Origin of the sequence: Christiangramia sp. (assembly GCF_029937855.1) — a bacterium.
Taxonomy (GTDB): Bacteria; Bacteroidota; Bacteroidia; order Flavobacteriales; family Flavobacteriaceae; genus Christiangramia.
In genome coordinates, this window is the sequence record NZ_JAPYPC010000003.1 from 58,502 (window position 1) to 82,431 (window position 23,930).

The following is a 23,930-nucleotide window of genomic DNA, read 5'->3' on the forward strand; positions in this document are numbered from 1 at the left end:
AAATTTAATGATTTGAAGCTGAAGTATAAAGTCCATCTTCCAAAATTCATCCTTCGACTTCGCTCAGGATGACAATCGTATTTCTTTAACGGCTGAAAACGCTTTTTAATTTGTATTCTGAAATAAGTTCAGCATGATGAAATTTCCAACCTTAGTACTTTCTCTTTAATTTACTTTCTCCCGAAGACTCTCCCAGATTTCGCCAACTTCACTTCTCACTTCTCACTTATCATTTCAACTTACATTCTTTCCGGAACCTCGATCCCTAGCAATTTAAATGCTGATTTGATCACATTCGCTACCAATCCTGATAACTGAACCCTAAATACCTTCTCTTCCTCATCGTCAATACCTAAAATTTGAACATTTTGATAAAATGAATTGAATGATTTTACCAGTTCATAGGTGTAATTGGCGATCAATGCCGGGGAATGATTCTCTGCTGCCAGTCCAATTGTCTCAGGAAATAACTGTATCTGCTTGATCAATTCTTTTTCCTTTTCATGAAAACTGAAATCTTTTGAAAGTTCTGCTGAAGTATCAAAATCTGCCTTTCTCATGATCGACTGAATTCTGGCATAAGTATACTGGATAAATGGCCCCGTATTTCCCTGAAAATCAACCGATTCTTCCGGATTAAAAAGAATTCGTTTTCTGGGATCAACCTTCAGAATATAATATTTCAAGGCTCCAAGCCCAATAATTCTATAAAGCTCTTCTTTTTCAGTTTCAGAATATCCCTCAAGTTTCCCTAATTCTTCAGAAATATTTTTAGCAGTTTCGGCCATTTCCTTGATGAGATCATCGGCATCTACTACGGTACCTTCACGAGATTTCATTTTTCCGGAAGGAAGATCCACCATTCCATAACTTAAATGGTAAAGGGCATCTGCCCAATCATAGCCAAGTTTTTTTAGGATAAGGAAAAGCACTTTAAAATGGTATTCCTGTTCGTTACCAACAGTATAAACCATCTGATTGATGTCAAAATCGGCAAATCTCTGGATCGCAGTTCCAATATCCTGAGTCATATAAACCGCCGTCCCGTCACTTCTCAATACGATCTTTTCATCCAGACCTTCATCGCTAAGATCTATCCAGACACTGCCATCTTCTTTTTTATAGAAAACACCATCTTCCAGGCCTTTCTGGATATTATCCTTACCTAAAATATAGGTTTCACTTTCATAATAATTCTTGTCAAAATTAACTCCAAGAGCCTCGTAAGTTTTCTCAAATCCGTCATAAACCCACTGATTCATGGTAGACCATAACTTTACCACTTCAGGATCATTTGCTTCCCATTTTCTCAGCATTTCCTGGGCTTCTACAAAAATTGGAGCCTGAGCTTTTGCTTCATCTTCACTCTTTCCTTCTTCTGTTAACTGAGCGATCTCTTTCTTATATTCCTTATCGAATTTTACGTAATAATTTCCTACCAGTTTATCTCCTTTTAATCCAGTGGATTCAGGAGTTTCTGCATTTCCAAATTTCTGCCAGGCCACCATGGATTTACAAATATGAATTCCACGATCATTGATCACCTGTACTTTGTAGACTTCATTGCCGGCAGCTTTTAAAATTTCAGAAACCGAGTAACCTAAAAGATTATTTCTTATATGCCCAAGATGCAATGGCTTGTTGGTGTTTGGAGAAGAATACTCTACCATGATCCCGCTCGCATCGCTTTGAGGAAGCAGAATTCCAAAATCTTCACGATCTTTTACCTCATTAAAAAAGTTGATATAGTATTTATTACTTATCACAATATTTAAAAAACCCTGGATAACATTATAAGCAGCGACTTCTTCAACCTCCTCTTCAAGATATTTTCCAATATTTTCAGCTAATTGTGCGGGATTGGTTTTTATCTGCTTCAGCATAGGAAAAACCACCAAAGTGATATCGCCTTCAAAATCTTTACGGGTAGGCTGAAATTCGATATTTTCAGGTTCCATCTCGTAATGTTTCTTAACGGCTTCATTAACTTTTGATGCCAGAATTTGTTCAATATTCATTTTCCTACGCTTTTTAGGGTATTTCCAATAATTAAGTGCGCAAAGATAAAAAGAATTGAAGTTTCAGTCGCCAGGCTTTGTGCTCAAATCTTTATATTTAGGAAAAAAGAAATGCTTGTAAATATTTCCTATAACCGTCCGGCCATTTCAGAAAAGATAAATAATGAAGTGGGCAAACCTTTTACCCTTTTTGAAAGGGTAAAATTAAAAGGTTCCGGCTCTCCAAAACTCCAGATCACTTCTACCAGTATAGACATTCACAACCTCCTGATTCTGGATAACAATGCGAATAACTGCAACGTGGAGATGAGAAGTAAAGGGATTATTGTGATGTTTCGGTCGTTATTGGAAACGTATGCCTTAATAATTCCATATTATAAGCTTAACCTTTACAAAGGAAAAGCAGAAGAGTACAGTATTTATAAAGATCATCATTTTATTAAAGTTAAAGCAGACAAGCCGGGGATACATAATTTTTTTCAGAAGATCATCGGTTATAAGAATGATAATGCGCCAACCCAAATTGAAGATCTTTAGTAATATTCTATTTACAAAGTATAGATTTCCCTGCACTTTGTTTAACCTAATATTGATTTCATTTTAATTTTTCAGAAATAAAGCTGACGCAATTTTGCTGAAAAAATCAATGGAGTTATTTATTTATGTTTTTGCCGCCCTTTTTTCAGTAATCAATCCGCTTGGAACCGTTCCTATTTTTGTAGGGCTTACCAAAGAAGATTCAAAAAGTGAACGATCCAAAACCTCGATATTAACGGCTATCAATATTTTTGTTATCCTGTTAATTAGTTTTTTTACCGGTAGATATATCCTGAATTTCTTCGGAATAAGCCTCGATTCCCTAAGAATTGCCGGAGGCTTAATTATTGCAAGTTCAGGATTTGCCCTGCTTACGGGTTCCTTTTCCAAACATAAAGGAATGGACAAACCACGGGTGAAGGAAGATGCATTTCAAAGAGAGGGAGTTTCCTTAACTCCCCTGGCAATACCAATGTTGGCCGGGCCAGGGTCTATTTCCTTTTTAATAGGACTTTACCAGCAATACGAAGCCTGGAACGATAAACTAATCGCCATATTTGCCATTTTTAGTGTTTGCCTGGCGACTTTTTTAGTCCTTAGAAGCTCACATTATATAGTGGCTATGCTGGGAGCTTCCGGGATAAACGCTATTTCCCGGATCATTGGATTTATAGTAATCGCCATTGGAGTTGAATATATAAGCTCCTCGCTTATAAATATTCTGAACAGCCTGTTTAACTAATTATCGCTTTCCAAAAGCCAATCCTCCTACCAGCGAAAGTATTCCAAAGACAATCATCGCATAAGATTGCGTGTTATCGCCGTGTGCTTCTACTTGCAAAGGCCCTGCATCTATAGAGAATTCTGGCGTGATAAGATTATACACTCCATATCCAATTAAGCCTATTCCAATAATTAAAAGGACGATTTTAAGCACGTTATTCATTTAATAAAATTTTATTAATCTGAAGTGAAAGTAAGAATTAAATCTCTAATTTGAGATTCAAATATTTCAAATGCGCATATTACTTACCGGTGCCAATGGTTATATTGGAATGAGACTACTTCCTCAATTAATTGAACAGGGTCATGAAGTGATTTGTGCAGTAAGAAACAAGAATAGATTTACTTCCAATGAAGAGTTAAAGGAAAAAGTTGAAATTGTAGAATTAGATTTTCTCGATGATACTTCTGCTCCTGAAAAAATAAAAGATATAGAGGTAGCTTTTTACCTGATACATTCCATGAGTGCCTCTACCAAAGATTTTGATGAAAAAGAGGCTCAGGCTGCCAAAAACTTCAATAAGATAATGGCTGAAACTTCAGTCAATCAGGTTATTTACCTTAGCGGGATCATTAATGAAGAGGAACTATCAAAACATCTAAAATCCAGAAAAGCGGTAGAAGAAATTCTCTATAAAGGAGATTTTAATTTAACTGTTTTAAGAGCCGCCATTATTGTAGGTTCCGGTAGCTCTTCTTTTGAAATTATACGTGACCTTTGTGAAAAACTCCCTGTTATGGTAACCCCAAAATGGGTGAAAACAAAATCCCAGCCTATTGCCATTAGAAATATCATACAGTTTCTAACCGGCGTGATAGGTCGGGAAGAATGCTACAATGAATCCTTTGACGTTGGAGGCCCCGATGTTCTCACCTATCAGGAAATGATGGAACAATATGCGGAAGTACGTAAATTGAAGCTTTGGATTGTGGGAGTACCTTTTATGTCTCCTAAATTGAGTTCCTACTGGCTGTATTTTGTGACCTCCACTTCTTACCGACTGGCTCAAAACCTGGTAGACAGCATGTCTGTTGAAGTCATTACCAGAGATACCAGGTTAAAAGAAATTTTAAATATTGATTTGATTTCTTATAAAGAAGCTATTGAAATGGCCTTTTATAAGATAGAACAAAACGAGGTGATCTCCAGTTGGAAGGATTCTTTAAGCAGTGGTAGATTTAGAAAGGAGCTGAATAAATACGTGCAAATACCCAAATACGGTTGTTTACACGACAAAAAGTCTGTAGAAGTCCAGGATCCTAAAGAGACTTTGGAACGCATTTGGGCTATTGGGGGGCTCAATGGCTGGTACTATGGAAACTGGCTATGGAAAGTTCGGGGTTACCTAGATAAACTTGCAGGCGGAGTGGGTCTACGCCGCGGAAGAACCCATCCCAATAAAATTAATGCCGGAGATTCGCTCGACTTCTGGAGGGTATTATTGGCTGATAAAGAAGAAAGAAGACTTCTCCTCTTTGCCGAAATGAAGGTTCCAGGTGAGGCCTGGCTGGAATTCAAAATAGATGAAGATAATATACTCCATCAAAATGCCACTTTTAGACCAAAGGGTCTTTTAGGCCGTGCCTATTGGTATTCTATGTATCCTTTTCATTATTTTATTTTTGAAGGTATGATCAACAAGATTGCGAAGGGAAATAAAAAGAATTAGTTTTATAGGTAAGAACTAATCAAGTTGAAGCAATCTTCCAATACTATTCTTAAAAATTATTCCTTTTCGGTTTCTGCCGCTATATTAATATGTAGCTCGGTGCTCATATTCCTCTTCACAGATGAATTTTATAGCGGTATTGAGCTGATATCCATTCGGGTAAGGGAATACTTCGGAATATTTTATTTATGGCTGGGACTGGGCTGTGTGCTTTTTCTACTCTTTATCGCCCTATCCAAATTTGGAAAGATTAGATTGGGAAATTCACCGCCCGATTTTGACCGACAATCCTGGATTGCCATGTTGTATTCCGCAGGTATGGGCGCAGGAATATTACTAAGAGCGGTACAGGAACCTGTATTCATGTTTCTAAATCCACCAATTGAATCAGGAGAGAAGGCTGAAATTATTTCTTTAGAATACACTTTTTATCAATGGGGATTTACCGCATGGGCCTTCTACGGCTTATTTGCACTGGTAATAGGCTATTCCATTTTTGTGGAAAAAACCGATGTTCGCTTAAGCTCCGGTTTTCTAATTTTTAGAAAATATCGTTTACTTTCTCCGTCCATTGACATCTTAACAATTTTAACCACGGTTATTGGCCTGGTTGCAGCAATAGGTCTAGGAACAACCCAAATTGAAGGTGGCCTGAGTCATTTGGAATCGCGGGAACCTGGATCATTATGGCAAAATATGGTGCTGGTATTGTTAATTTGTTCACTTGCTTTTATGTCGGCCTGGGCAGGAGTAAATAAAGGCATTAAAAGAATATCGAACTGGAATATTTATGTAGCTCTGGTGCTTATGCTTTTCGTATTCTTCACCGGAAATATTGCTGAAATCATCACCAATTTTTTCAATGCTCTCTATCGCTACCTGGTAGATTTTATTCCTTTAAGCCTCGCGTTGGGAAATTATGATCCGGGAAAACAGTTTTTAACCGACTGGACTTATTATTATTGGGCATTCTGGCTCGCATGGGCTCCTTTTACAGGAATATTCATCGCCCGCATCTCGAAAGGCAGAACGCTACGTGAAATGATTTTAGGGGTTTTATTGATCCCTTCTTTGGGAAGCTTTTTTTGGTTCAGTGTTTTTGGCACCTCAGCCTTTAACCTGATTAAAAGTTGGCAGAACTATTCTAATGAATTCGGGAATGTATTTACTTCTATGTTTGTTTTCTTTGAAGCTTATCCCGCTCCTGTGGTTACAAGCCTGATCGTGATCGTCCTGCTCATCAGTTTTCTGGTGACATCTGTAGATTCAGCAATTTTTGTTCTTAGTATGTTTACCGATCATGGAGAGCAGGAACCTAAAAAGAAACACCGCCTTATTTGGGCGGTATTAATCCTTATATTTTGCGAGGCGATAATTGTGCTTGGGCAGGTTAAACCAGATTCAAACGTATTGACCGCCATGCAAAAATTTCTAATTATTAGCTCTCTACCTTTTGCATTTTTGAGCGTATTGATCATTTTGCTTTTTAGCCTTAAATTGTTCAGGAGGCATTCTGAAAAAGTTTAAGCTTTAGGCAAAAACACCTCCGCCATCATACACCTGGCACTTCCACCGCCGCAGGTTTCTATTCTTTGTATTTCTGAACTTAAAATTTCGCAATGCTTTTCAATCCTGGCAGTCTGATCCTCAGACAAGCTTCTGTGGGCCCTGGCACTCATCACCAGGTATTTTTTACCTTCTGCACCCTGCACCTGAAGCATATTTCCAGCAAACTCATGCATTTGTTCTTCACTGATAGAAATGATCTCCTTCCCATCCATTTTTAAATGCTTTACTACATTTTTTCGTTCCTTTTTATCATCAATAGTATCAAGACAGATCACAACAAATTCTTCTGCCACGCACATCATTACATTGGTGTGATAAATAGGTAATCTCTTGCTGCCCACACTTTGGTAGGCATTAAAGATAACCGGCGTAAATTCAAAATCCTCACAAAATTCAATTAACAAATCTTCATCTGCTCTTGGAGAGATTGCACAATAGGCTTTTTGATGCTCTCTATCTAGAATAAGACTTCCGGTGCCTTCAAGAAAAACATCATCTTCTTCGGCTATCGTATAATCCACAATATCGGTTATCTTAAACCCGGCTTCTTCCAGCACTGAAAAATATTCGAGCCGTCGTTCTTTTCTTCGGTTTGCTGCAAACATAGGATAAAGGGCGATTTGCCCGTCTTCATGGAAAGAGACCCAGTTATTCGGAAAAATGGAATCTGGGGTATTATCTTCCAAAATATCATCTACTACAATTACATTGACCCCGACTTTTCTAAGTTTAGTGACAAAATCATCAAATTCTTTTGCCGCCCAGGTATTCAAATCTGGATCTTGCAGGTTTTTCTGAAAATAATTGTTTACTGCAGTTTCTTCATTCATTCTGAAACCAACAGGTCTTACCATCAATATCGTATCTGTAATCTGCTTCATTTTAATAATTTAATCCCTAATTAAAGGTAAAGTGGAACAACGTAACAATCCTTCCTGCTTTGAAATTTCAGCATAAGGAACCTCCTCTACGGTGATTCCCTGTTCTCTCAGCCAACTATTCAATCTGAAAAAGCCCTTTTCTGAAATCACCACATCTTCCGAAATAGAAAATATATTGGAATTCATTTCATACATCTCATCACGAGTAATCTCATAAATATTTTCTTTTCCGAAGAAATTCACCAGCCAATTATATTCATCTTCAATTAAAAAGCCTTCTTTATAAAGAATTGCCTTATTTTTTCCTACCGGCTGGAAACAACAATCTAAGTGCAGGGCATTGTCTTTAGCTACCGAATTTGATTTTTTTAAACTAAAAGAAATTACTTTTTTATCTGGAAATTCTTTCTCCAAGGCTTCTACCGCCTGCCAGTTTGTTCTGGCGGTTATATAGTCTTTATAATCTTCCCCTTTATAAGTACCCACGAAAATATAATCGCCTATAGGCATTACATCACCTCCTTCTATATGGGCTTCTTCAGGTAAATTGATAACCTTTTCAGGAGCTATTTGCTTTACCACATGCTCAATAGCTTCTATTTCCTGATCACGATCTGGCAATATATTGGATTTAACAAATTTATCGTCGATTACAAAAGCAATATCTCGTGTAAAGATCTGGTTGTAATCTTCAATGACTTTGGGCCTATATACTTTTACATCATACTTTTCCAGGACAGCTGCCACTGCTTCCATTTCTTTCACCATATCCTCCTCTTTGGGATAGGTACCGGCCTTAATATGCTCCTGTGATTTTGGATCATAAGCTTCTTCCAAAGTAGGAATTGGCCCGTTACTTTTTGCGGTTCCGAGCACTACTGCCCTTAATCGTGAAGTTTCATTATTTATATGCAATTTCATTGCTAAAATTTTGACAAATATAAAAAAGCTCCATCCTATGATGAAGCTTTTTTTATGAATTCATTTCAGAATAATAAATGATTATTATCTGCTACCAAGTGGTTTAAAGTCTCTGTGATTTTCACCGATATAAATCTGACGTGGACGACCAATTGGTTCTTTTCTCAATCTCATTTCTCTCCACTGAGCAATCCAACCGGGAAGTCTACCTAAAGCAAACATTACGGTAAACATATCTACGGGGATACCAAGCGCTCGATAAATAATGCCTGAATAGAAATCTACATTGGGATATAATTTTCTTTTCACGAAATAATCATCCTCCAAAGCCTCTTTCTCCAGTCCTTTAGCAATATCAAGTACAGGATCTTCAACTCCTAATTGGCCAAGCACCTCATCGGCAGATTTTTTAATGATCTTGGCTCTTGGATCAAAGTTTTTATAAACACGGTGTCCAAAGCCCATCAAACGGAAAGGATCCTCTTTATCCTTCGCTTTCTGCATAAACTTGTGCGTATCTCCACCATCTTCTTTAATTCCCTCAAGCATTTCAATCACTGCCTGGTTAGCTCCACCGTGAAGCGGACCCCAAAGTGCAGAGATACCGGCTGAAAGAGAGGCAAATAAACCGGCATGTGAAGAACCTACCATTCTTACCGTTGAAGTAGAACAGTTTTGTTCGTGATCTGCATGAAGGATCAATAATTTATCAAGTGCATCGATCACTGCCTTGTCAACATTGTAGGTCTTATTTGGCTTCTCAAACATCATCTTATGTAGGTTTTCTACATATCCAAGATCTTCATCGCCATAATTTAGCGGAAGACTATTTTTCTTCCTTAGAGTCCATGCAGCAAGTACCGGGAATTTTCCCAGGATTTTGACTATTGCCTTGTACATATCATCTTCTGAAGAAACGTCTACAGAAGATGGATTGAAGGCTATCAAAGCACTTGTTAACGAAGAAAGCACTCCCATGGGATGAGCTGATTTAGGAAATCCATCAAGGATCTTTTTCATCTCTTCATCAACATGAGACTGCTCTTTAATATCATTGGTAAATTTCTCCAGTTGTTGCTTGTTAGGCAACTCCCCAAAAATTAAAAGATAAGCAACTTCCAGAAAATCTGCTTTTTCAGCAAGGTCTTCAATGGCGTAGCCACGATATCTTAAAATACCTTTTTCACCGTCTAAAAAAGTGATCGCACTCTCGCAGCTACCAGTATTCTTAAATCCAGGGTCTAACGTGATAATTCCTGCTTCTCCACGCAGTTTTTTAATATCTACCCCTATTTCATCTTCGGTTCCCACGGTAACGGGAAACTCATATTTCTTTCCGTCAAATTCGAGTGTCGCTGTTTTAGACATATTTTATATAGTTCTTTTTAGATTAATTTTTTAAGGATTGCTAAATTACGAAATTTAGTGTTAAAATAATTTTAAGCTGAGTAACGAAATTTCACAAATAGCGCTATTTTATTCAGTTTTCGTGAATTTTAACTATACCTAAGCAAAAACTTGGGCTTGTTTTAATAATAAAGCCTTTAATATGGAAAAAATAAAGCTTTCAATATTTAATTTCTATCCAGAAATAGACCTCATCATTTGCTTTTAAACCGATTTAAGGTTTCTCTAAATTATTTTTGATACAATTCTTTATAATATCTATCTACAGATTTTTCCCAGGTAAATCTCTGCTTTTTGGCATTACCACATATTTTTTTCCATTGTTTTTTATCTTCAAAGAAAAGATCTACGGTTTCTGAAAAGACCTTAATAAAATTCTCTGTCTTTTCATTAGTGGTTTTTCCTTCAAAACTAAAACCCGTTTTTCCGTGTATTACGGTATCCTTTAATCCACCGGTATGATTCACCAGGCAAGGCTGCCCGTTTCGCATGGCCAGCATCTGGCTGATTCCGCAAGGCTCAAACTGGCTAGGCATTAAATAAAGATTGGAATCCTGGTATAACATATCGATAATACTATCTGATTGTGCATTTATAAAAATAAAATTCTTATGCTTATAACTAGCCTCCCTGAAGATAGATTCATACTCTGGTGCGCCGGTTCCTAATAAAATATAGACACCATTTACCTTCGTAAGTTTTTCCATTAAACCGGGTAGTAAATCTGGATTCTCCCTGAAAAAAAAGAATTTTTGTTCGGTTAACCTGGCTACACTGGAACAGATAAAGTCTGGTTTTTTCTCCTGCCAACGGGTTATCTTTTCACCTGTATGCGCCATATAATGGGCTTTATAATCCTTCTTTTCTTCCTGAAGCCATCTGAATAATCTACGAGCACATTGCCTTAGTAGTATTCCTTTTTCAACCGCGTCGATGTTCGAGTAATTCGCTCCATTTAAAATTCCGAATAAACGTTTTTCTTTTTCAGCTTTCTGAAGGTCTTCTTCCAGTCCCTCTCCTCCAATAAAATGTGGCGGATTGCTGGGTTTCTGAATGTCTTCTTTATAAGATGGAGAAACGGTATGAACGGCATCAGCCAATCTAATTCCTACCGCCATTAAATTTATACAATCAGGATAGCGATGATCGTAAAGCAGTTCCCGGTTATATTCAATATCTGGAAAAAAAGCATCAACCGAAGAGAAATTATTACTGAAGGGTCTTATCCCCTGGATTGCCAAATTATGAATGGAATAAATAAATCTTATTTTTTTTAGCGCTTGAAACCTGGGATTAAATTCCCTCAAGAATAAGAGCATGCTGGTATGCCAGTCATGCAAATGTATAACCTCTATACTTCCAAAAATATTTTCCCTGATAGCCGCAGCGACTCCTGTACAAAAAAGCGAAAAAACATTCGCATCTGTATAGAAAGGTTGTTCCGGATCATTAAAATAAATATGGGCAATATCCCCAGCTTTGATATCGGGATGATGAAGCACATAATGTTTGACACCGGGAATATCTTTTTTGCCGGCCACTTTATAAATTTCCGCATTATGGGGAACTCCCCGAAACACAAAATTTACATCAGCTAGCTTTTCTGCCCCCGCCGTATGCAACCTGGAATAGGAAGGAGTGATTACATGTACCGCATCACCTTTGGCTGCGATCTGTCTTGGAACATCCCGAACAACATCGCCCATTCCTCCGGCTTTACAGCGAGGAATTCCGTCATTTTCCGCAGCTACAAATAAAAAATTGGTCTTCAAGATAGATGGATTGATTAATTATCTGAATTTAATAATTAAGAAATCGCTCTCGCAACTTAATTAATTAAATGATTGTTAATATAATGCATAAATTTATTAGGATTAAACAAAAAAGCCCCTTCTTTCAAAGAGGCTTAATAATTAATAGCACTTAAAATTATTTTATTTTGAAAGCTTTATCCTGCGGATAGTAAGCAATATCTCCCAATTCTTCCTCGATTCTCAGCAGTTGGTTGTACTTAGCCATACGATCACTACGTGAGGCAGAACCGGTCTTTATTTGACCTGTATTTAGAGCAACCGCCAGATCTGCAATAGTATTGTCTTCTGTCTCTCCTGAACGATGAGACATTACCGAAGTATAGCCGGCATTATGCGCCATGTTCACAGCAGCAATCGTTTCGGTTAACGTACCAATCTGGTTCACTTTAATCAGGATGGAATTGGCGATATTTTCTTTGATCCCTCTTCCAAGACGCTCTACATTGGTCACAAAAAGATCATCACCCACTAGCTGTACTTTATCCCCAATTTTGTCTGTAACCGCTTTCCAGCCTTCCCAGTCATTTTCATCCATTCCATCTTCAATAGAAATAATTGGATATTTAGAAGCGAGTTCAGCAAGATATTCTGCCTGCTCTTCACTGGTTCTTATTTTCCCTTTATCACCTTCAAATTTGGTATAATCATATTTACCATCTACAAAAAATTCTGCTGCAGCACAATCCAGAGCGATCATCACCTCTTTTCCTGGTTTATAACCTGCTTTTTCAATAGCCTTTAAAATCGTATCTAAAGCATCTTCAGTTCCATCTAGAGTAGGCGCAAAACCACCTTCATCGCCAACGGCAGTGCTTAGACCCCGATCATGAAGAACTTTTTTAAGATTATGGAAAATTTCAGTCCCCATTTTCAAAGCGTGGGAAAAGCTTTCTGCCATAACCGGCATAATCATAAATTCCTGAAATGCGATGGGTGCATCACTATGTGAACCTCCATTGATAATATTCATCATTGGCACCGGAAGCGTATTTGCGCTTACTCCACCAACATACCGGTAAAGTGGCATATTCAGCTCGTTCGCCGCAGCTTTTGCCACCGCGAGGGAAACGCCAAGAATAGCATTTGCACCAAGTTTAGATTTATTCGGAGTACCGTCCAGATCTCGCATGGTCTGGTCTATCAGGTTCTGCTCAAAAACCGAATATCCGAGTAAGGTGTCAGCAATCTCGCCATTTACATTTTCAACGGCTTTCTGAACTCCTTTCCCCATAAAATCTTTACCTCCGTCGCGAAGTTCCACTGCCTCATGTTCTCCTGTAGATGCTCCTGAAGGAACCGCAGCACGGCCCATAATTCCATTTTCGGTATATACATCTACTTCTACGGTAGGATTTCCTCTTGAATCAAAAATTTGACGTGCATGAATATCTAAAATAGCGCTCATTTTTTTTATTTAATTAGTTAGTTGAACAAGCTGCAAGATACAAATACGAAGGCAAAAAAGCGACTGAAGCCTTTAGTTTTAAAGCATTTATAGGAAAATAATCCACTAAAACGTTTTCGGTGAATTTAAAAATCTTATTCCTTTATTTCAGAAAATATCGAAATATGCACGTAGAGTTAACCCGATTCCGTCTTTACTACCCGCGCTATATTTTTTTGAAGTTTCTCTAAAATCAAGATTATCGAAGGCTTCTTCGGAATCTAAAGTAGAATAAGTTATTAAAACGCTAAATGTAATTCTATCGAGGTCAAAGAGATTTCCCTGCACTCCTGCTGAAAAATTCCAGAAATTGATGTTCTGCGAATTATTTATATCTTCTGTAAGCAGATAAGAATTATTTTCCGCATTGAAAAATCGTTTAAAAGTGCGAATATTACCCACGTTATATTCAGGTAGAATTACTAAGGCAGCTTCTTCATTTCCGAAGATCAGTTTAGGACCAATTGAAAAAACAAAAGATTTAAACCGTGAGTCGAATTTCCCTATTCCTACAGGAGGATTTGGGTCAAAATTTAAAATTTCCAGTTCATTTGGCGAACCTGTGTAATATTTAAGACCTATTTCCGGAGCTAAAAATTTGTACTGAAATAGTTCTGCTCCGGCTTCAAAACTACCATATACATTACTCTCAAATCCTTTATCATATATTCCCTGGAGACCGGCATATATTTTTGGCTGAAACTGGGATTGTGCAGAACCAAAAATTAATAGTACAATGAACAACAAATATAAATTCTTCATTGTTTTATTTTCCTATTTTCCATCCCAGTTGGAATCCAAACAATGGCCTAAAATAAGTGTCACCCGAATCGTTAAAACCCATTCCTAACCCAAGGTTCAGGTTCAATTTAAATCCACTGTTGTAAACTCTCTGTAATCCCCAGGCCGGCCCCACAAAAGCACCATAATTATTATCATATTCCAGATCTCCTATAATGGGATTTCCACTATTTATAGAGGCTACACCCGCTATATAATTCGCCGAATTTTCGGAAATTTTCCTGCCCTTATCTGCCCTTTTTTCAAAATTATAATAATAACGGTATTGGCCTTCCAAACCGGGATAAACACCATAGGCCTCCCCAAAGGTCGCAGAATACTGGTAAGTAAAACCAACACCTAAATTCAAATCTATGGTGGAACGGCTGGAAATGGATGCTTCGTATTCAACGGAGGGAGCTAGAAAGTTTAATGAAAACTGACTATTTGTTTGCTGGGCAGTTGAAGTAATTCCTGAAAAGAGGAAAATTAGAAAAAGGAAATTCTTCATTAAAAAGATTTGATGATCAAATCTAGACTTATTTCATATAATACCAAACTTTTTTTATCTCTAAGAGTAATAAAAAAGAGGCTATCTAGAAAGTCCTTATTTCGTCCAGCTGAACTTGATTCAGCTACTAATTGATATTGATTTTCAATTAGTTTAAATCCTAAAATAAATTCAGAAGGACGTTTTTTTTTTTGACTTTCTAGACAGCCTCTTTCAAAAATTAATATTATAAGACTAAGCTTTTACCGACTTAATCCTGTCTATAAATTCATCAAATAAATAGCTGGCATCATGCGGTCCGGGACTTGCTTCCGGGTGATACTGCACTGAAAATACATTCTTATTCTTCATGGCTAGCCCTCCAACAGTTCCGTCGTTAAGACAAACGTGAGTCACTTCAACATCTTGATGAGCCTGCGTTTCTTCAATATCTACAGAGAAACCATGGTTTTGAGAAGTAATTTCGCCTTTACCTGTCACCATATTCTTCACAGGGTGGTTTATACCCCTATGTCCATGGTGCATTTTATAAGTTTTAATACCGTTTGCTAAGGCAATAATCTGATGTCCTAAACAAATCCCGAATAAAGGATGATCCTTTTCAATGATGGTTTTAGTTACATTTATCGCACTTTCTAAAGGCTGTGGGTCCCCAGGCCCATTCGAAAGAAAGTAGCCGTCAGGATTCCATGCTTTCATATCTTCATAAGTAGCGTCGTAGGGAAAAACCTTGATATAAGCATCCCTCTCAGAAAGGTTTCTAAGAATATTGGTTTTAATTCCAACATCTAAAGCAGCGATCTTATAAGTAGCATTCTCATTTCCGAAATAGTACGCTTCTTTGGTTGAAACTTTTGAAGCAAGTTCCAATCCATTCATATCCGGTACTTCCGCTAACTGCTTTTTTAGACCCTCAATATTAGAGACATCTGTAGAAATAATAGCATTCATTGCTCCATTTTCACGAATATAGGTTACCAGAGCCCTGGTATCCACATCAGATATGGCAAAAATGTTATTCTTATCCAGAAAATCCTCTAGTGTTTTGTCAGCTGCAGGTCTAGATTCTGTATAACTAAAATTTTTACAGATTAAACCTGCGATCTTAGCACCATCCGATTCATTTTCATTTTCATTGGTACCATAATTACCAATATGTGCATTGGTAGTCACCATTAACTGTCCGAAGTAGGAAGGATCTGTAAATATTTCCTGGTAACCGGTCATTCCGGTATTAAAACAAACCTCTCCAGAAGCATTTCCTTCTTTATTTCCAACTGATTTGCCATAGAAGATTGTGCCGTCTTCTAATAAAATAATTGCTTTTCTTTTAGCCTGATATTTCATAGTTATTTTATAGTGGTATAATATTGAAAAATTTTCTTAATGTCTAATTCCTTCTTATAGGACAAATCATTTTTCTTCACAAAATGCCTGATAAAATCACTTTTTGAATCAAAGAAGTTTAGAATCTCTCTTTTTCTTAAATTAATTTGTTTTAAATTCCCATAATTGCCTAGAGAGCTATAATAATTTAATTCCTTTTCTATTTTATCAGGAAAATCATATCTGCCAGTGATAAGGTTAAGCTCAGCTTCCTTAATTTTCGTTTGATAATTTTTAACCAGGATTACATCCCCCTGCTCAAAAATGATTTCCGAAAAAACAGCCTTAGACCCAGGTATTTTAATAGGTTTAAATAATCGATTATTTATAGACAAACTATCGATTGTAGAAGAATTTATAGAAAATACGGAATCTTTGGAAAGTCTTATTTCAAGAAGTTCCTTTTTAAGATTATAATTAAATGATCTTAATTTTACCGCCTTCCTGTTTGTATAAAGAATAGCATAATTATCCCAATCTTCAAATAAATAAAAGGTGCCATCTATGTTTTTATTAAAGGACTGAATAGTTGGAGTCTGCCCTAAAGATGAGTTAGCCAAATAGGAGTTAACGTCAATTGCATTTGTTTCTGGTTTCTCCTGAGCTAATACAGGAATGACCGGAATCAAATACAAAACAAATATTAAAATATTTTTCATAACATATATTTTTAATTAATGTATAAAAAAAAGGATAAACTATTAAAGCTTATCCTTTTAAAATTTAGGTTATAAAAAGAATCATTTCTACTCTTCTTTTTTATCATCCTTTTTTTCTTCAGCCTTTGGCTCTTCAGCTTTAGGCGTTTCTTTTTTAGTCTCTTCAACAGAAGCCTCTTTTGGTTGTGCTGTTGAAGCTGTATCTTCAGTCTTCTTCTTACCAGCACGACGAGTAGATTTCTTCTTCTTAGTCTTCTCACCTACATTGTAAGTTTCATTGAAGTCTACTAATTCTACTAGCGCCATTTCTGCAGCATCTCCAAGACGACTACCAAGTTTAATAACTCTGGTATATCCTCCCGGACGGTCTCCTACTTTAGGAGCTACTTCACGAAAAAGTTCGCTTACCGCTTCTTTGCTTCGAAGTTTACTAAACACGATACGTCTGTTATGAGTAGTATCTTCTTTAGACTTTGTTACTAACGGCTCAACAAATACCTTTAAGGCTTTTGCCTTAGCTACAGTAGTATTGATTCGTTTGTGCTCAATTAGGGAACATGCCATATTCGCAAGCATTGCCTTACGATGTGCAGTTTTTCTACCTAAGTGATTTATTTTTTTTCCGTGTCTCATGACATTTTTTGTTTCATCATCTTGCTGCGACCCTTTATGGGGAGCAAAATATGATGGTTATTATATTATAGATTTGGACTGATGTTATAAAAACAACTAGTCTTTATCAAGTTTATATTTAGAAAGGTCCATTCCAAAGTTTAAACCTTTGTTGCTAACAAGCTCTTCCAATTCAGTAAGTGATTTTTTACCGAAGTTTCTGAATTTCATAAGATCGTTCTTATTGTAAGAAACAAGGTCTCCAAGCGTATCAACTTCTGCAGCCTTAAGACAGTTTAAAGCTCTTACTGAAAGATCCAGATCTACCAACTTCGTTTTAAGAAGTTGTCTCATGTGAAGGGACTCTTCATCATAAGTTTCAGTTTGAGCGATCTCATCAGCCTCCAAGGTAATTCTCTCATCAGAGAATAACATGAAATGGTGAATAAGAGTCTTCGCTGCTTCAGTTAAAGCATCTTTTGGATGAATAGAACCGTCACTGATGATTTCAAACACCAGTTTTTCATAGTCAGTCTTCTGTTCTACACGAAAGTTCTCGATGCTATATTTTACATTCTTTATAGGAGTGTAAATAGAATCTACAAAAATGGTCCCTAAAGGAGCATTGGCTTTCTTGTTTTCTTCAGCCGGAACATAACCTCTACCCTTTTCGATAGTAACCTCCATGTTCAGGCTTACTTTCTTATCCATGTGGCAAATTACCTGATCTGGGTTAAGAACCTGGAATCCTGAAATGAATTTCTGGAAGTGACCGGCAGTTAACTGCTCTTCTCCTGAAACTGAAATGGTAACCGATTCGTTATCGATCTCATCGATTTGCCTTTTAAACCTTACTTGCTTAAGGTTAAGAATAATTTCAGTTACGTCTTCCACTACACCTGCGATGGTAGAGAATTCGTGATCTACCCCTTCAATTCTTACTGAAGTGATCGCGAAACCTTCCAAAGAAGATAAAAGCACTCGTCTTAAAGCGTTACCAACAGTTAATCCATAACCAGGCTCCAAAGGGCGAAATTCAAATTTCCCTTCGAAATCTGTTGAATCAATCATTATAACTTTATCGGGCTTCTGAAAATTTAGTATTGCCATATTTCGACTTCTGTGTGAATTATTATTTCGAATATAATTCGACTATAAATTGCTCGTTAATGTTTTCAGGAATCTGAACTCTTCCAGGAACAGATACGAAAGTTCCTTCTTTCTTTTCTGAATTCCATGAAATCCATTCGTAAACACTGCTGTTATTTGATAATGATTCCTGAACCACAGCAAGTGATTTAGATTTTTCTCTAACACCAACAACATCACCAGCCTTTAGGTGGTAAGAAGGGATGTTTACCAATTCTCCGTTAACAGTGATATGACGGTGACCAACTAATTGACGGGCAGCTCTTCTTGATGGAGCAACTCCCATACGGTACACTACATTATCTAAACGAGACTCGCAAAGTTGAAGAAGTACCTCACCGGTAATTCCCTGTGCACGAGTCGCTTTTTCAAACATGTTGCGGAATTGACGCTCAAGAATACCATAGGTATACTTGGCTTTTTGCTTCTCCATTAACTGGATAGCGTATTCAGATTTTTTTCCACGACGACGGTTATTACCGTGCTGTCCTGGAGGATAATTTCTTTTTTCGAAAGATTTGTCGTCTCCAAAAATAGCTTCACCGAATTTACGGGCTATTTTAGTTTTTGGACCTGTATATCTTGCCATTACTATAGTTGTTTTAGAAAGGGATTATGAATTAAGGCATTAGTCCTTCGATAATCTAATTCCTCTCCTATTAATTAAATTTATTAAACTCTACGTCTTTTAGGTGGACGACAACCATTGTGTGGAAGCGGAGTGATATCAATGATCTCTGTCACTTCTATCCCATTGTTATGGATAGATCTAATTGCAGATTCCCTACCGTTTCCTGGACCTTTTACATACACCTTTACTTTACGCATTCCAGCTTCATGTGCTACTTTCGACGCATCTTCAGCCGCTAGCTGCGCAGCATAAGGAGTATTCTTTTTAGATCCTCTAAAGCCCATCTTACCTGCAGACGACCATGCTACCACATCTCCCTTTTTATTGGTAAGGGAAATAATGATGTTGTTGAAAGAGGCAGTTACGTGTGCTTCACCGTTAGATTCAACGATTACTTTACGTTTTTTCTGAGTTTTAGCTTTTGGATTTGCTTTCTTTGCCATACTACTTACTATTTAGTTGCTTTCTTCTTGTTGGCAACTGTTTTTCTTCTACCTTTTCTGGTTCTTGAATTGTTCTTAGTTCTTTGGCCTCTTAAAGGAAGTCCAGCCCTGTGGCGAATTCCTCTATAGCAACCAATGTCCATAAGACGCTTAATGCTCAATTGAACCTCAGTACGTAATTCTCCTTCGATTGTAAATTGACCAACAGCTTCACGGATCTTACCAATCTCGTCATCGTCCCAATCTGAAACTTTCTTACTCTCGTCTACTTTAGCCTGTGCAAGTATCTCCTGAGCCCTGCTTTTGCCAATTCCGAAGATATAGGTCAATGCTATAACCCCTCGCTTTTGTTTAGGTATATCTACCCCTGCAATTCTTGCCATAATTAGCCTTGTCTTTGTTTAAATCTAGGATTCTTTTTGTTAATTACGTAAAGGCGCCCTTTTCTGCGTACTATCTTGCAGTCGGCACTTCTCTTTTTTATTGATGCTCTTACTTTCATCTTATCTCTTTTTTATTCACTGGCAGAGTTTTACTCATTCAGTGAAATTTTAGCCGTCATAAATTTTTCAGAGTGCAAAAGTATAAAAAATTTATAAAAGGCTGAAAATTACTTTTTAGTATCTGTAAGTTATTCGAGCCTTCGTTAAATCGTAAGGACTCATTTCCAGTTTTACCTTATCACCAGGAAGCAATTTTATGTAATGCATACGCATTTTCCCGGAGATGTGGGCAGTCACTACGTGACCATTCTCCAATTCTACACGAAACATCGCATTAGACAATGCTTCAATAATAGTTCCGTCCTGTTCAATTGGTGGTTGTTTTGCCATAATTTAAGCTACTGCTTTTCTGTTTTTACCTGTTTTCATTAATCCGTCATAGTGCCTATTCAGCAGATAAGAATTTACCTGTTGCATAGTATCTATTGCAACTCCAACCATAATTAAAAGCGAGGTACCCCCAAAGAATAACGCCCAGTTCTGTTGTACACCCAACAGTTGAACTACTATTGCAGGGAACACTGCAATAAGCGCCAGGAATATAGATCCCGGCAGGGTTATTTGGGACATAATACGATCTAGATATTCAGAAGTCTCACTTCCGGGACGAATCCCAGGAATAAAACCACCACTTCTCTTAAGATCATCAGCCATTTTATTTGTTGGAACTGTGATCGCAGTATAGAAATATGTAAATATAATAATCAATAAAGCGAACACAAGATTATACCAAAATCCGAAAATATTCTGAAAGGCTGCCGTAACACCCTGGGCTGTGTCTGAGTCTGAAAGACCTGCAACAGCTACAGGAATAAACATAATCGCTTGGGCGAAAATGATAGGCATTACTCCAGAAGCATTTAATTTTAATGGAATATATTGTCTAGATCCGAAAACATTCTTTTCATATCCACCTGAGGCAGATCTTCTGGCATACTGAACCGGAATTTGGCGCACTGCCATAACCAGCATCACTGAAGCCATGATAATAGCAAACCAAATAACTAATTCAATTAATATCATCACCAGACCACCATTCGATTCAAATACTCTTGAAGCGAATTCCTGAATAAAGGCTTGTGGTAAAGTGGCAATAATACCAACCATAATCAATAATGAAATACCGTTACCAATACCTTTATCTGTAATCTTTTCACCGAGCCACATCGCAAATATGGTACCTGTAGTAAGGATAATTACAGATGACACCACAAATGTGATATTATCACCCAACATAAACGCTTCTGATGGAAGTGTAGCAAAAAGATTATAAATATAACCAGGGCCCTGTACCAGGGTAATCGCTATCGTTAACCAACGTGTGATTTGATTGATCTTCTTACGTCCACTCTCTCCTTCTTTCTGTAGTTTTTGCAGATAAGGAATCGCAATTCCCATCAGCTGAACCACAATCGAAGCAGAAATGTAAGGCATAATACCCAATGCAAAAACAGAGGCATTAGAAAACGCCCCACCTGTAAAAGCATTAAGCAAACCTAATAAACCACTATCTGTTTGGTTTGCAAGATTTGAAAGCTGTGCGGCATCAATTCCCGGAAGCACTACCTGTGCACCGAAACGATATACCAAAAGCAAACCGAGGGTAACTAAAATTCTATTTTTTAGCTCCTCGATTTTCCAAATATTTTTAATCGTATTGATGAATTTCATTTGATTATCTATTATAAAGTAACAACTTCACCTCCGGCAGCTTCAATAGCTTCTTTCGCTGAGGCCGTAAATTTATGAACAGATATTTTCAACTTTGCCTTTAATTCACCTCTACCTAATATCTTAACAAGCTCGTTTCTTCCGGCAAGACCGTTTTCAACCAGCACGTCCATATCAACTGTATCCTTAATTCTTCCTTCGTCTACCAGATTCTGAAGAGTATCAAGGTTGATCCCCTGGTACACTTTACGGTTTCTGTTAGTGAATCCAAATTTAGGAACACGTCTTTGAAGTGGCATTTGCCCACCTTCAAAACCAATCTTTTTAGAATAACCAGAACGTGATTTGGCTCCTTTGTGACCTCTGGTAGCGGTTCCGCCTTTACCAGATCCTTCACCACGACCAATACGCTTGCTATTTTTTCTAACTGAACCTTCTGCAGGTTTTAAGTTACTTAAATCCATGAGAGATTATTATTTTGTTTCTTCAACAGAAACTAAGTGTTTAACTTTATTTACCATACCAAGGATGTTTGGCGTATCGTCATGCTCAACCGTCTGCCCGATCTTCTTTAGTCCTAATGACTCAAGAACAAGCTTTTGATTCTTCGTGCGGTTGATGGCACTTTTTACTTTTGTGACTTTTATCTTTCCCATCTTATTCCTTGATTTATCCTTTAAAAACCTTTTCCAATGAAACACCTCTCTGTTTCGCAACAGTTTCAGCACTTCTTAATTGCAGTAAGGCATCAAAAGTAGCTTTTACAACATTGTGAGGGTTCGAAGATCCCTGGTTCTTAGAAAGTACATCATGCACTCCTACAGATTCCAATACCGCACGAATCGCACCACCGGCAATAATACCGGTACCGGCAGCAGCTGGAAGCAACATTACTCTTGCTCCTCCGTACTTACCTTTTTGTTCGTGAGGTAAAGTTCCTTTATGTAAAGGAATGCGTACCAGATTTTTCTTAGCGTCTTCTACTGCCTTAGAAATAGCGTCTGCAACTTCCTTGGATTTACCCAGTCCCTGTCCTACAACACCATTTTCATCTCCAACTACAACAATAGCAGAAAATCCAAATGCTCTACCACCTTTTGTAACCTTAGTAACACGTTGTACTCCAACCAAACGATCTTTTAATTCAAGACCTCCTGGTTTTACATGTTCTACGTTTTTATAATCTTGATACATATTTTCTAGAATTTTAGTCCGCCTTCGCGAGCACCCTCTGCTAATGATTTAACTCTACCGTGATATAAATATCCTCCTCTATCGAAAGAAATAGTATCTATTCCGGCTTTTTTCGCCTTTTCTGCAATAGCTTTTCCTACCATTACAGCCTGCTCTTTTCTATCTGCAGAAGCAGAAGCGATATCCTTATCTCTTGAAGAAGCCGATGCTAAGGTCTTGCCTTCCACGTCGTCTATAATCTGAGCATAAATTTCTCTATTGCTTCTAAAAACAGATAATCTAGGACGGCTTGTTGTTCCAACGATATCCTTACGGATACGTTTTCTAATTTTATTTCTTCTATCTAATTTTGATAATGCCATAACTAAACTTTATTAAGCTGATTTACCTGCTTTTCTTCTCAATTGCTCTCCTACAAACTTGATACCTTTTCCTTTGTAAGGTTCTGGCGCTCTGAATGAACGGATCTTTGCTGCAACCTGTCCTACAAGTTGTTTGTCATGAGAAGTAAGCTTCACGATAGGATTCTTACCTTTTTCTGATATAGTCTCCACCTTCACTTCGGGAGCCAAATCTAGTACAATATTATGGGAATAACCAACAGCAAGATCTAACTTGTTCCCCTGGTTGCTAGCACGGTAACCTACACCCACTAATTCTAGTGATTTGGTATATCCGTTTGTAACCCCTTCAATCATATTGTTAATCAAAGCACGGTAAAGACCATGTTTTGCTTTCTGATCACTTTTTTCTGAAGATCGCTCAAAGGTAATTACGTTATCTTCGATTTTTACATCGATATCTTTAACTTCCTGTTTAAGCTCTCCCAATTTTCCTTTTACCGTTACAACTCCATCTTTGTGATCTACTGTCACACCTTCTGGGATTGTAACTGGGTTTTTACCTATTCTTGACATTTCTTTAGTCTTTTAAGTATTAGTATACGTAGCACAATACCTCGCCACCAACTTTATTTGCTTTTGCCTGCTTTCCTGTCATCACTCCGTGAGACGTAGAAACAATAGCGATACCAAGACCATTAAGGATTCTTGGAATTTCAGTTGAGCCAGCGTATTTACGCAAACCAGGTTTACTTATTCTTTGAATTTTCTTAATTACCGGCTCTTTAGTAAGTTTATCATACTTAAGAGCGATTTTGATAGTTCCCTGAGCGGTAGTATCTTCAAATTTGTAACTAAGAATATATCCTTGATCGAATAATATCTTTGTGATCTCTTTTTTAACATTGGATGCAGGAATTTCCACTACTCTGTGGTTTGCAGCATTTGCATTCCTGATTCTTGTTAAGTAATCTGCAATAGGATCTGTATTCATTTATATTTATTT

Annotated in this window: 29 protein-coding genes; 4 read left to right on the forward strand and 25 right to left on the reverse strand. The window is 37.3% G+C overall.

The features are described from left to right. Window positions 1–239 precede the first annotated feature (239 nt). Window positions 240–2,018 carry an arginine--tRNA ligase gene (argS, locus tag Q1K34_RS02495; RefSeq protein ID WP_300434095.1) on the reverse strand — a complete coding sequence of 593 codons (1,779 nt, stop codon included), beginning with the start codon at window positions 2,016–2,018 and terminating at the stop codon, window positions 240–242. Between the two features lie 111 nt (window positions 2,019–2,129). Between argS and Q1K34_RS02500 the strand changes: the two genes are divergently transcribed. Both Q1K34_RS02500 and Q1K34_RS02505 read left to right on the forward strand, forming a co-directional pair. Then, the gene (locus tag Q1K34_RS02500) at window positions 2,130–2,555 is read left to right on the forward strand and encodes a hypothetical protein (protein WP_300434096.1); all 426 of its coding nucleotides are present in this window, start codon (window positions 2,130–2,132) and stop codon (window positions 2,553–2,555) included. Between the two features lie 109 nt (window positions 2,556–2,664). Beyond that, the gene (locus Q1K34_RS02505) at window positions 2,665–3,297 is read left to right on the forward strand and encodes a MarC family protein (RefSeq protein ID WP_300434097.1); all 633 of its coding nucleotides are present in this window, start codon (window positions 2,665–2,667) and stop codon (window positions 3,295–3,297) included. Here the strand turns inward: Q1K34_RS02505 and Q1K34_RS02510 are convergent, their stop codons facing one another. After that, window positions 3,298–3,501 (reverse strand): hypothetical protein, encoded by a 204-nt coding sequence (locus tag Q1K34_RS02510; protein WP_300434098.1) that lies wholly within the window; start codon window positions 3,499–3,501, stop codon window positions 3,298–3,300. 70 nt (window positions 3,502–3,571) lie between these two features. Here Q1K34_RS02510 and Q1K34_RS02515 point away from each other — a divergent pair, with 70 nt between their 5' ends. Both Q1K34_RS02515 and Q1K34_RS02520 read left to right on the forward strand, forming a co-directional pair. Next, window positions 3,572–5,008, forward strand: a complete 1,437-nt coding sequence (locus tag Q1K34_RS02515) for an SDR family oxidoreductase (RefSeq protein ID WP_300434099.1) — start codon at window positions 3,572–3,574, stop codon at window positions 5,006–5,008. A gap of 24 nt (window positions 5,009–5,032) precedes the next feature. Beyond that, on the forward strand, window positions 5,033–6,535 hold the full coding sequence (locus tag Q1K34_RS02520) for a BCCT family transporter (RefSeq protein ID WP_300434100.1): 1,503 nt from the start codon (window positions 5,033–5,035) through the stop codon (window positions 6,533–6,535). On the opposite strand, the gene ctlX is transcribed toward Q1K34_RS02520, so the two are convergent. The 23 genes from ctlX to rpsH all read right to left on the reverse strand — a co-directional run bounded on the left by ctlX (window position 6,532) and on the right by rpsH (window position 23,918). Then, window positions 6,532–7,458: a citrulline utilization hydrolase CtlX gene (gene ctlX / locus Q1K34_RS02525; protein WP_300434101.1), complete on the reverse strand. Its 927-nt coding sequence runs from the start codon at window positions 7,456–7,458 to the stop codon at window positions 6,532–6,534. The genes Q1K34_RS02520 and ctlX overlap by 4 nt on opposite strands. Window positions 7,459–7,467: 9 nt before the next feature. Further along, window positions 7,468–8,379 carry a dimethylarginine dimethylaminohydrolase family protein gene (locus Q1K34_RS02530; RefSeq protein ID WP_300434102.1) on the reverse strand — a complete coding sequence of 304 codons (912 nt, stop codon included), beginning with the start codon at window positions 8,377–8,379 and terminating at the stop codon, window positions 7,468–7,470. 84 nt (window positions 8,380–8,463) lie between these two features. Beyond that, on the reverse strand, window positions 8,464–9,747 hold the full coding sequence (locus Q1K34_RS02535) for a citrate synthase (RefSeq protein WP_300434103.1): 1,284 nt from the start codon (window positions 9,745–9,747) through the stop codon (window positions 8,464–8,466). A 269-nt stretch (window positions 9,748–10,016) separates the two neighbouring features. Beyond that, window positions 10,017–11,558, reverse strand: coding sequence for a glycogen synthase (locus Q1K34_RS02540; RefSeq protein WP_300434104.1), 1,542 nt, complete (start codon window positions 11,556–11,558; stop codon window positions 10,017–10,019). A 157-nt stretch (window positions 11,559–11,715) separates the two neighbouring features. Continuing rightward, complete coding sequence (gene eno / locus Q1K34_RS02545) at window positions 11,716–13,005, reverse strand: phosphopyruvate hydratase (protein ID WP_300434105.1); 1,290 nt, start codon at window positions 13,003–13,005, stop codon at window positions 11,716–11,718. Between the two features lie 147 nt (window positions 13,006–13,152). Further along, window positions 13,153–13,806, reverse strand: coding sequence for a hypothetical protein (locus Q1K34_RS02550; RefSeq protein ID WP_300434106.1), 654 nt, complete (start codon window positions 13,804–13,806; stop codon window positions 13,153–13,155). 4 nt (window positions 13,807–13,810) lie between these two features. Next, a complete protein-coding gene (locus tag Q1K34_RS02555; RefSeq protein WP_300434107.1) occupies window positions 13,811–14,335 on the reverse strand; it encodes a hypothetical protein in 525 nt (174 codons plus the stop codon). A 234-nt stretch (window positions 14,336–14,569) separates the two neighbouring features. After that, on the reverse strand, window positions 14,570–15,682 hold the full coding sequence (carA, locus tag Q1K34_RS02560) for a glutamine-hydrolyzing carbamoyl-phosphate synthase small subunit (RefSeq protein WP_300434108.1): 1,113 nt from the start codon (window positions 15,680–15,682) through the stop codon (window positions 14,570–14,572). Window positions 15,683–15,684: 2 nt separating this feature from the next. Further along, on the reverse strand, window positions 15,685–16,380 hold the full coding sequence (locus tag Q1K34_RS02565) for a hypothetical protein (RefSeq protein WP_300434109.1): 696 nt from the start codon (window positions 16,378–16,380) through the stop codon (window positions 15,685–15,687). Window positions 16,381–16,467: 87 nt separating this feature from the next. Then, entirely contained in the window at window positions 16,468–17,013 is a 546-nt protein-coding gene (rplQ, locus tag Q1K34_RS02570; protein WP_300434110.1) for a 50S ribosomal protein L17, read from the reverse strand. Window positions 17,014–17,109: 96 nt separating this feature from the next. Continuing rightward, a complete protein-coding gene (locus Q1K34_RS02575) occupies window positions 17,110–18,102 on the reverse strand; it encodes a DNA-directed RNA polymerase subunit alpha (RefSeq protein WP_089666519.1) in 993 nt (330 codons plus the stop codon). Between the two features lie 22 nt (window positions 18,103–18,124). Beyond that, entirely contained in the window at window positions 18,125–18,730 is a 606-nt protein-coding gene (gene rpsD, locus Q1K34_RS02580; RefSeq protein WP_026933562.1) for a 30S ribosomal protein S4, read from the reverse strand. An 83-nt stretch (window positions 18,731–18,813) separates the two neighbouring features. Next, window positions 18,814–19,215: a 30S ribosomal protein S11 gene (gene rpsK, locus Q1K34_RS02585; protein ID WP_300434111.1), complete on the reverse strand. Its 402-nt coding sequence runs from the start codon at window positions 19,213–19,215 to the stop codon at window positions 18,814–18,816. Window positions 19,216–19,223: 8 nt separating this feature from the next. Then, complete coding sequence (rpsM, locus tag Q1K34_RS02590) at window positions 19,224–19,598, reverse strand: 30S ribosomal protein S13 (RefSeq protein ID WP_300434112.1); 375 nt, start codon at window positions 19,596–19,598, stop codon at window positions 19,224–19,226. A gap of 2 nt (window positions 19,599–19,600) precedes the next feature. After that, window positions 19,601–19,717: a type B 50S ribosomal protein L36 gene (gene ykgO / locus Q1K34_RS02595; protein WP_010519235.1), complete on the reverse strand. Its 117-nt coding sequence runs from the start codon at window positions 19,715–19,717 to the stop codon at window positions 19,601–19,603. 115 nt (window positions 19,718–19,832) lie between these two features. Continuing rightward, window positions 19,833–20,048 (reverse strand): translation initiation factor IF-1, encoded by a 216-nt coding sequence (gene infA / locus Q1K34_RS02600; protein WP_072553873.1) that lies wholly within the window; start codon window positions 20,046–20,048, stop codon window positions 19,833–19,835. A gap of 3 nt (window positions 20,049–20,051) precedes the next feature. After that, a complete protein-coding gene (gene secY, locus Q1K34_RS02605; RefSeq protein WP_300434113.1) occupies window positions 20,052–21,389 on the reverse strand; it encodes a preprotein translocase subunit SecY in 1,338 nt (445 codons plus the stop codon). A gap of 11 nt (window positions 21,390–21,400) precedes the next feature. Then, on the reverse strand, window positions 21,401–21,853 hold the full coding sequence (rplO, locus tag Q1K34_RS02610; protein ID WP_011710677.1) for a 50S ribosomal protein L15: 453 nt from the start codon (window positions 21,851–21,853) through the stop codon (window positions 21,401–21,403). A 9-nt stretch (window positions 21,854–21,862) separates the two neighbouring features. Then, window positions 21,863–22,045 carry a 50S ribosomal protein L30 gene (gene rpmD, locus Q1K34_RS02615; RefSeq protein ID WP_026933557.1) on the reverse strand — a complete coding sequence of 61 codons (183 nt, stop codon included), beginning with the start codon at window positions 22,043–22,045 and terminating at the stop codon, window positions 21,863–21,865. 13 nt (window positions 22,046–22,058) lie between these two features. After that, window positions 22,059–22,583, reverse strand: a complete 525-nt coding sequence (rpsE, locus tag Q1K34_RS02620; RefSeq protein ID WP_011710679.1) for a 30S ribosomal protein S5 — start codon at window positions 22,581–22,583, stop codon at window positions 22,059–22,061. 5 nt (window positions 22,584–22,588) lie between these two features. Then, entirely contained in the window at window positions 22,589–22,945 is a 357-nt protein-coding gene (gene rplR, locus Q1K34_RS02625; protein ID WP_300434114.1) for a 50S ribosomal protein L18, read from the reverse strand. A 12-nt stretch (window positions 22,946–22,957) separates the two neighbouring features. Further along, a complete protein-coding gene (gene rplF / locus Q1K34_RS02630) occupies window positions 22,958–23,500 on the reverse strand; it encodes a 50S ribosomal protein L6 (protein ID WP_300434115.1) in 543 nt (180 codons plus the stop codon). Window positions 23,501–23,519: 19 nt separating this feature from the next. Next, complete coding sequence (gene rpsH, locus Q1K34_RS02635) at window positions 23,520–23,918, reverse strand: 30S ribosomal protein S8 (protein ID WP_143410986.1); 399 nt, start codon at window positions 23,916–23,918, stop codon at window positions 23,520–23,522. Between the last annotated feature and the right edge of the window lie 12 nt (window positions 23,919–23,930).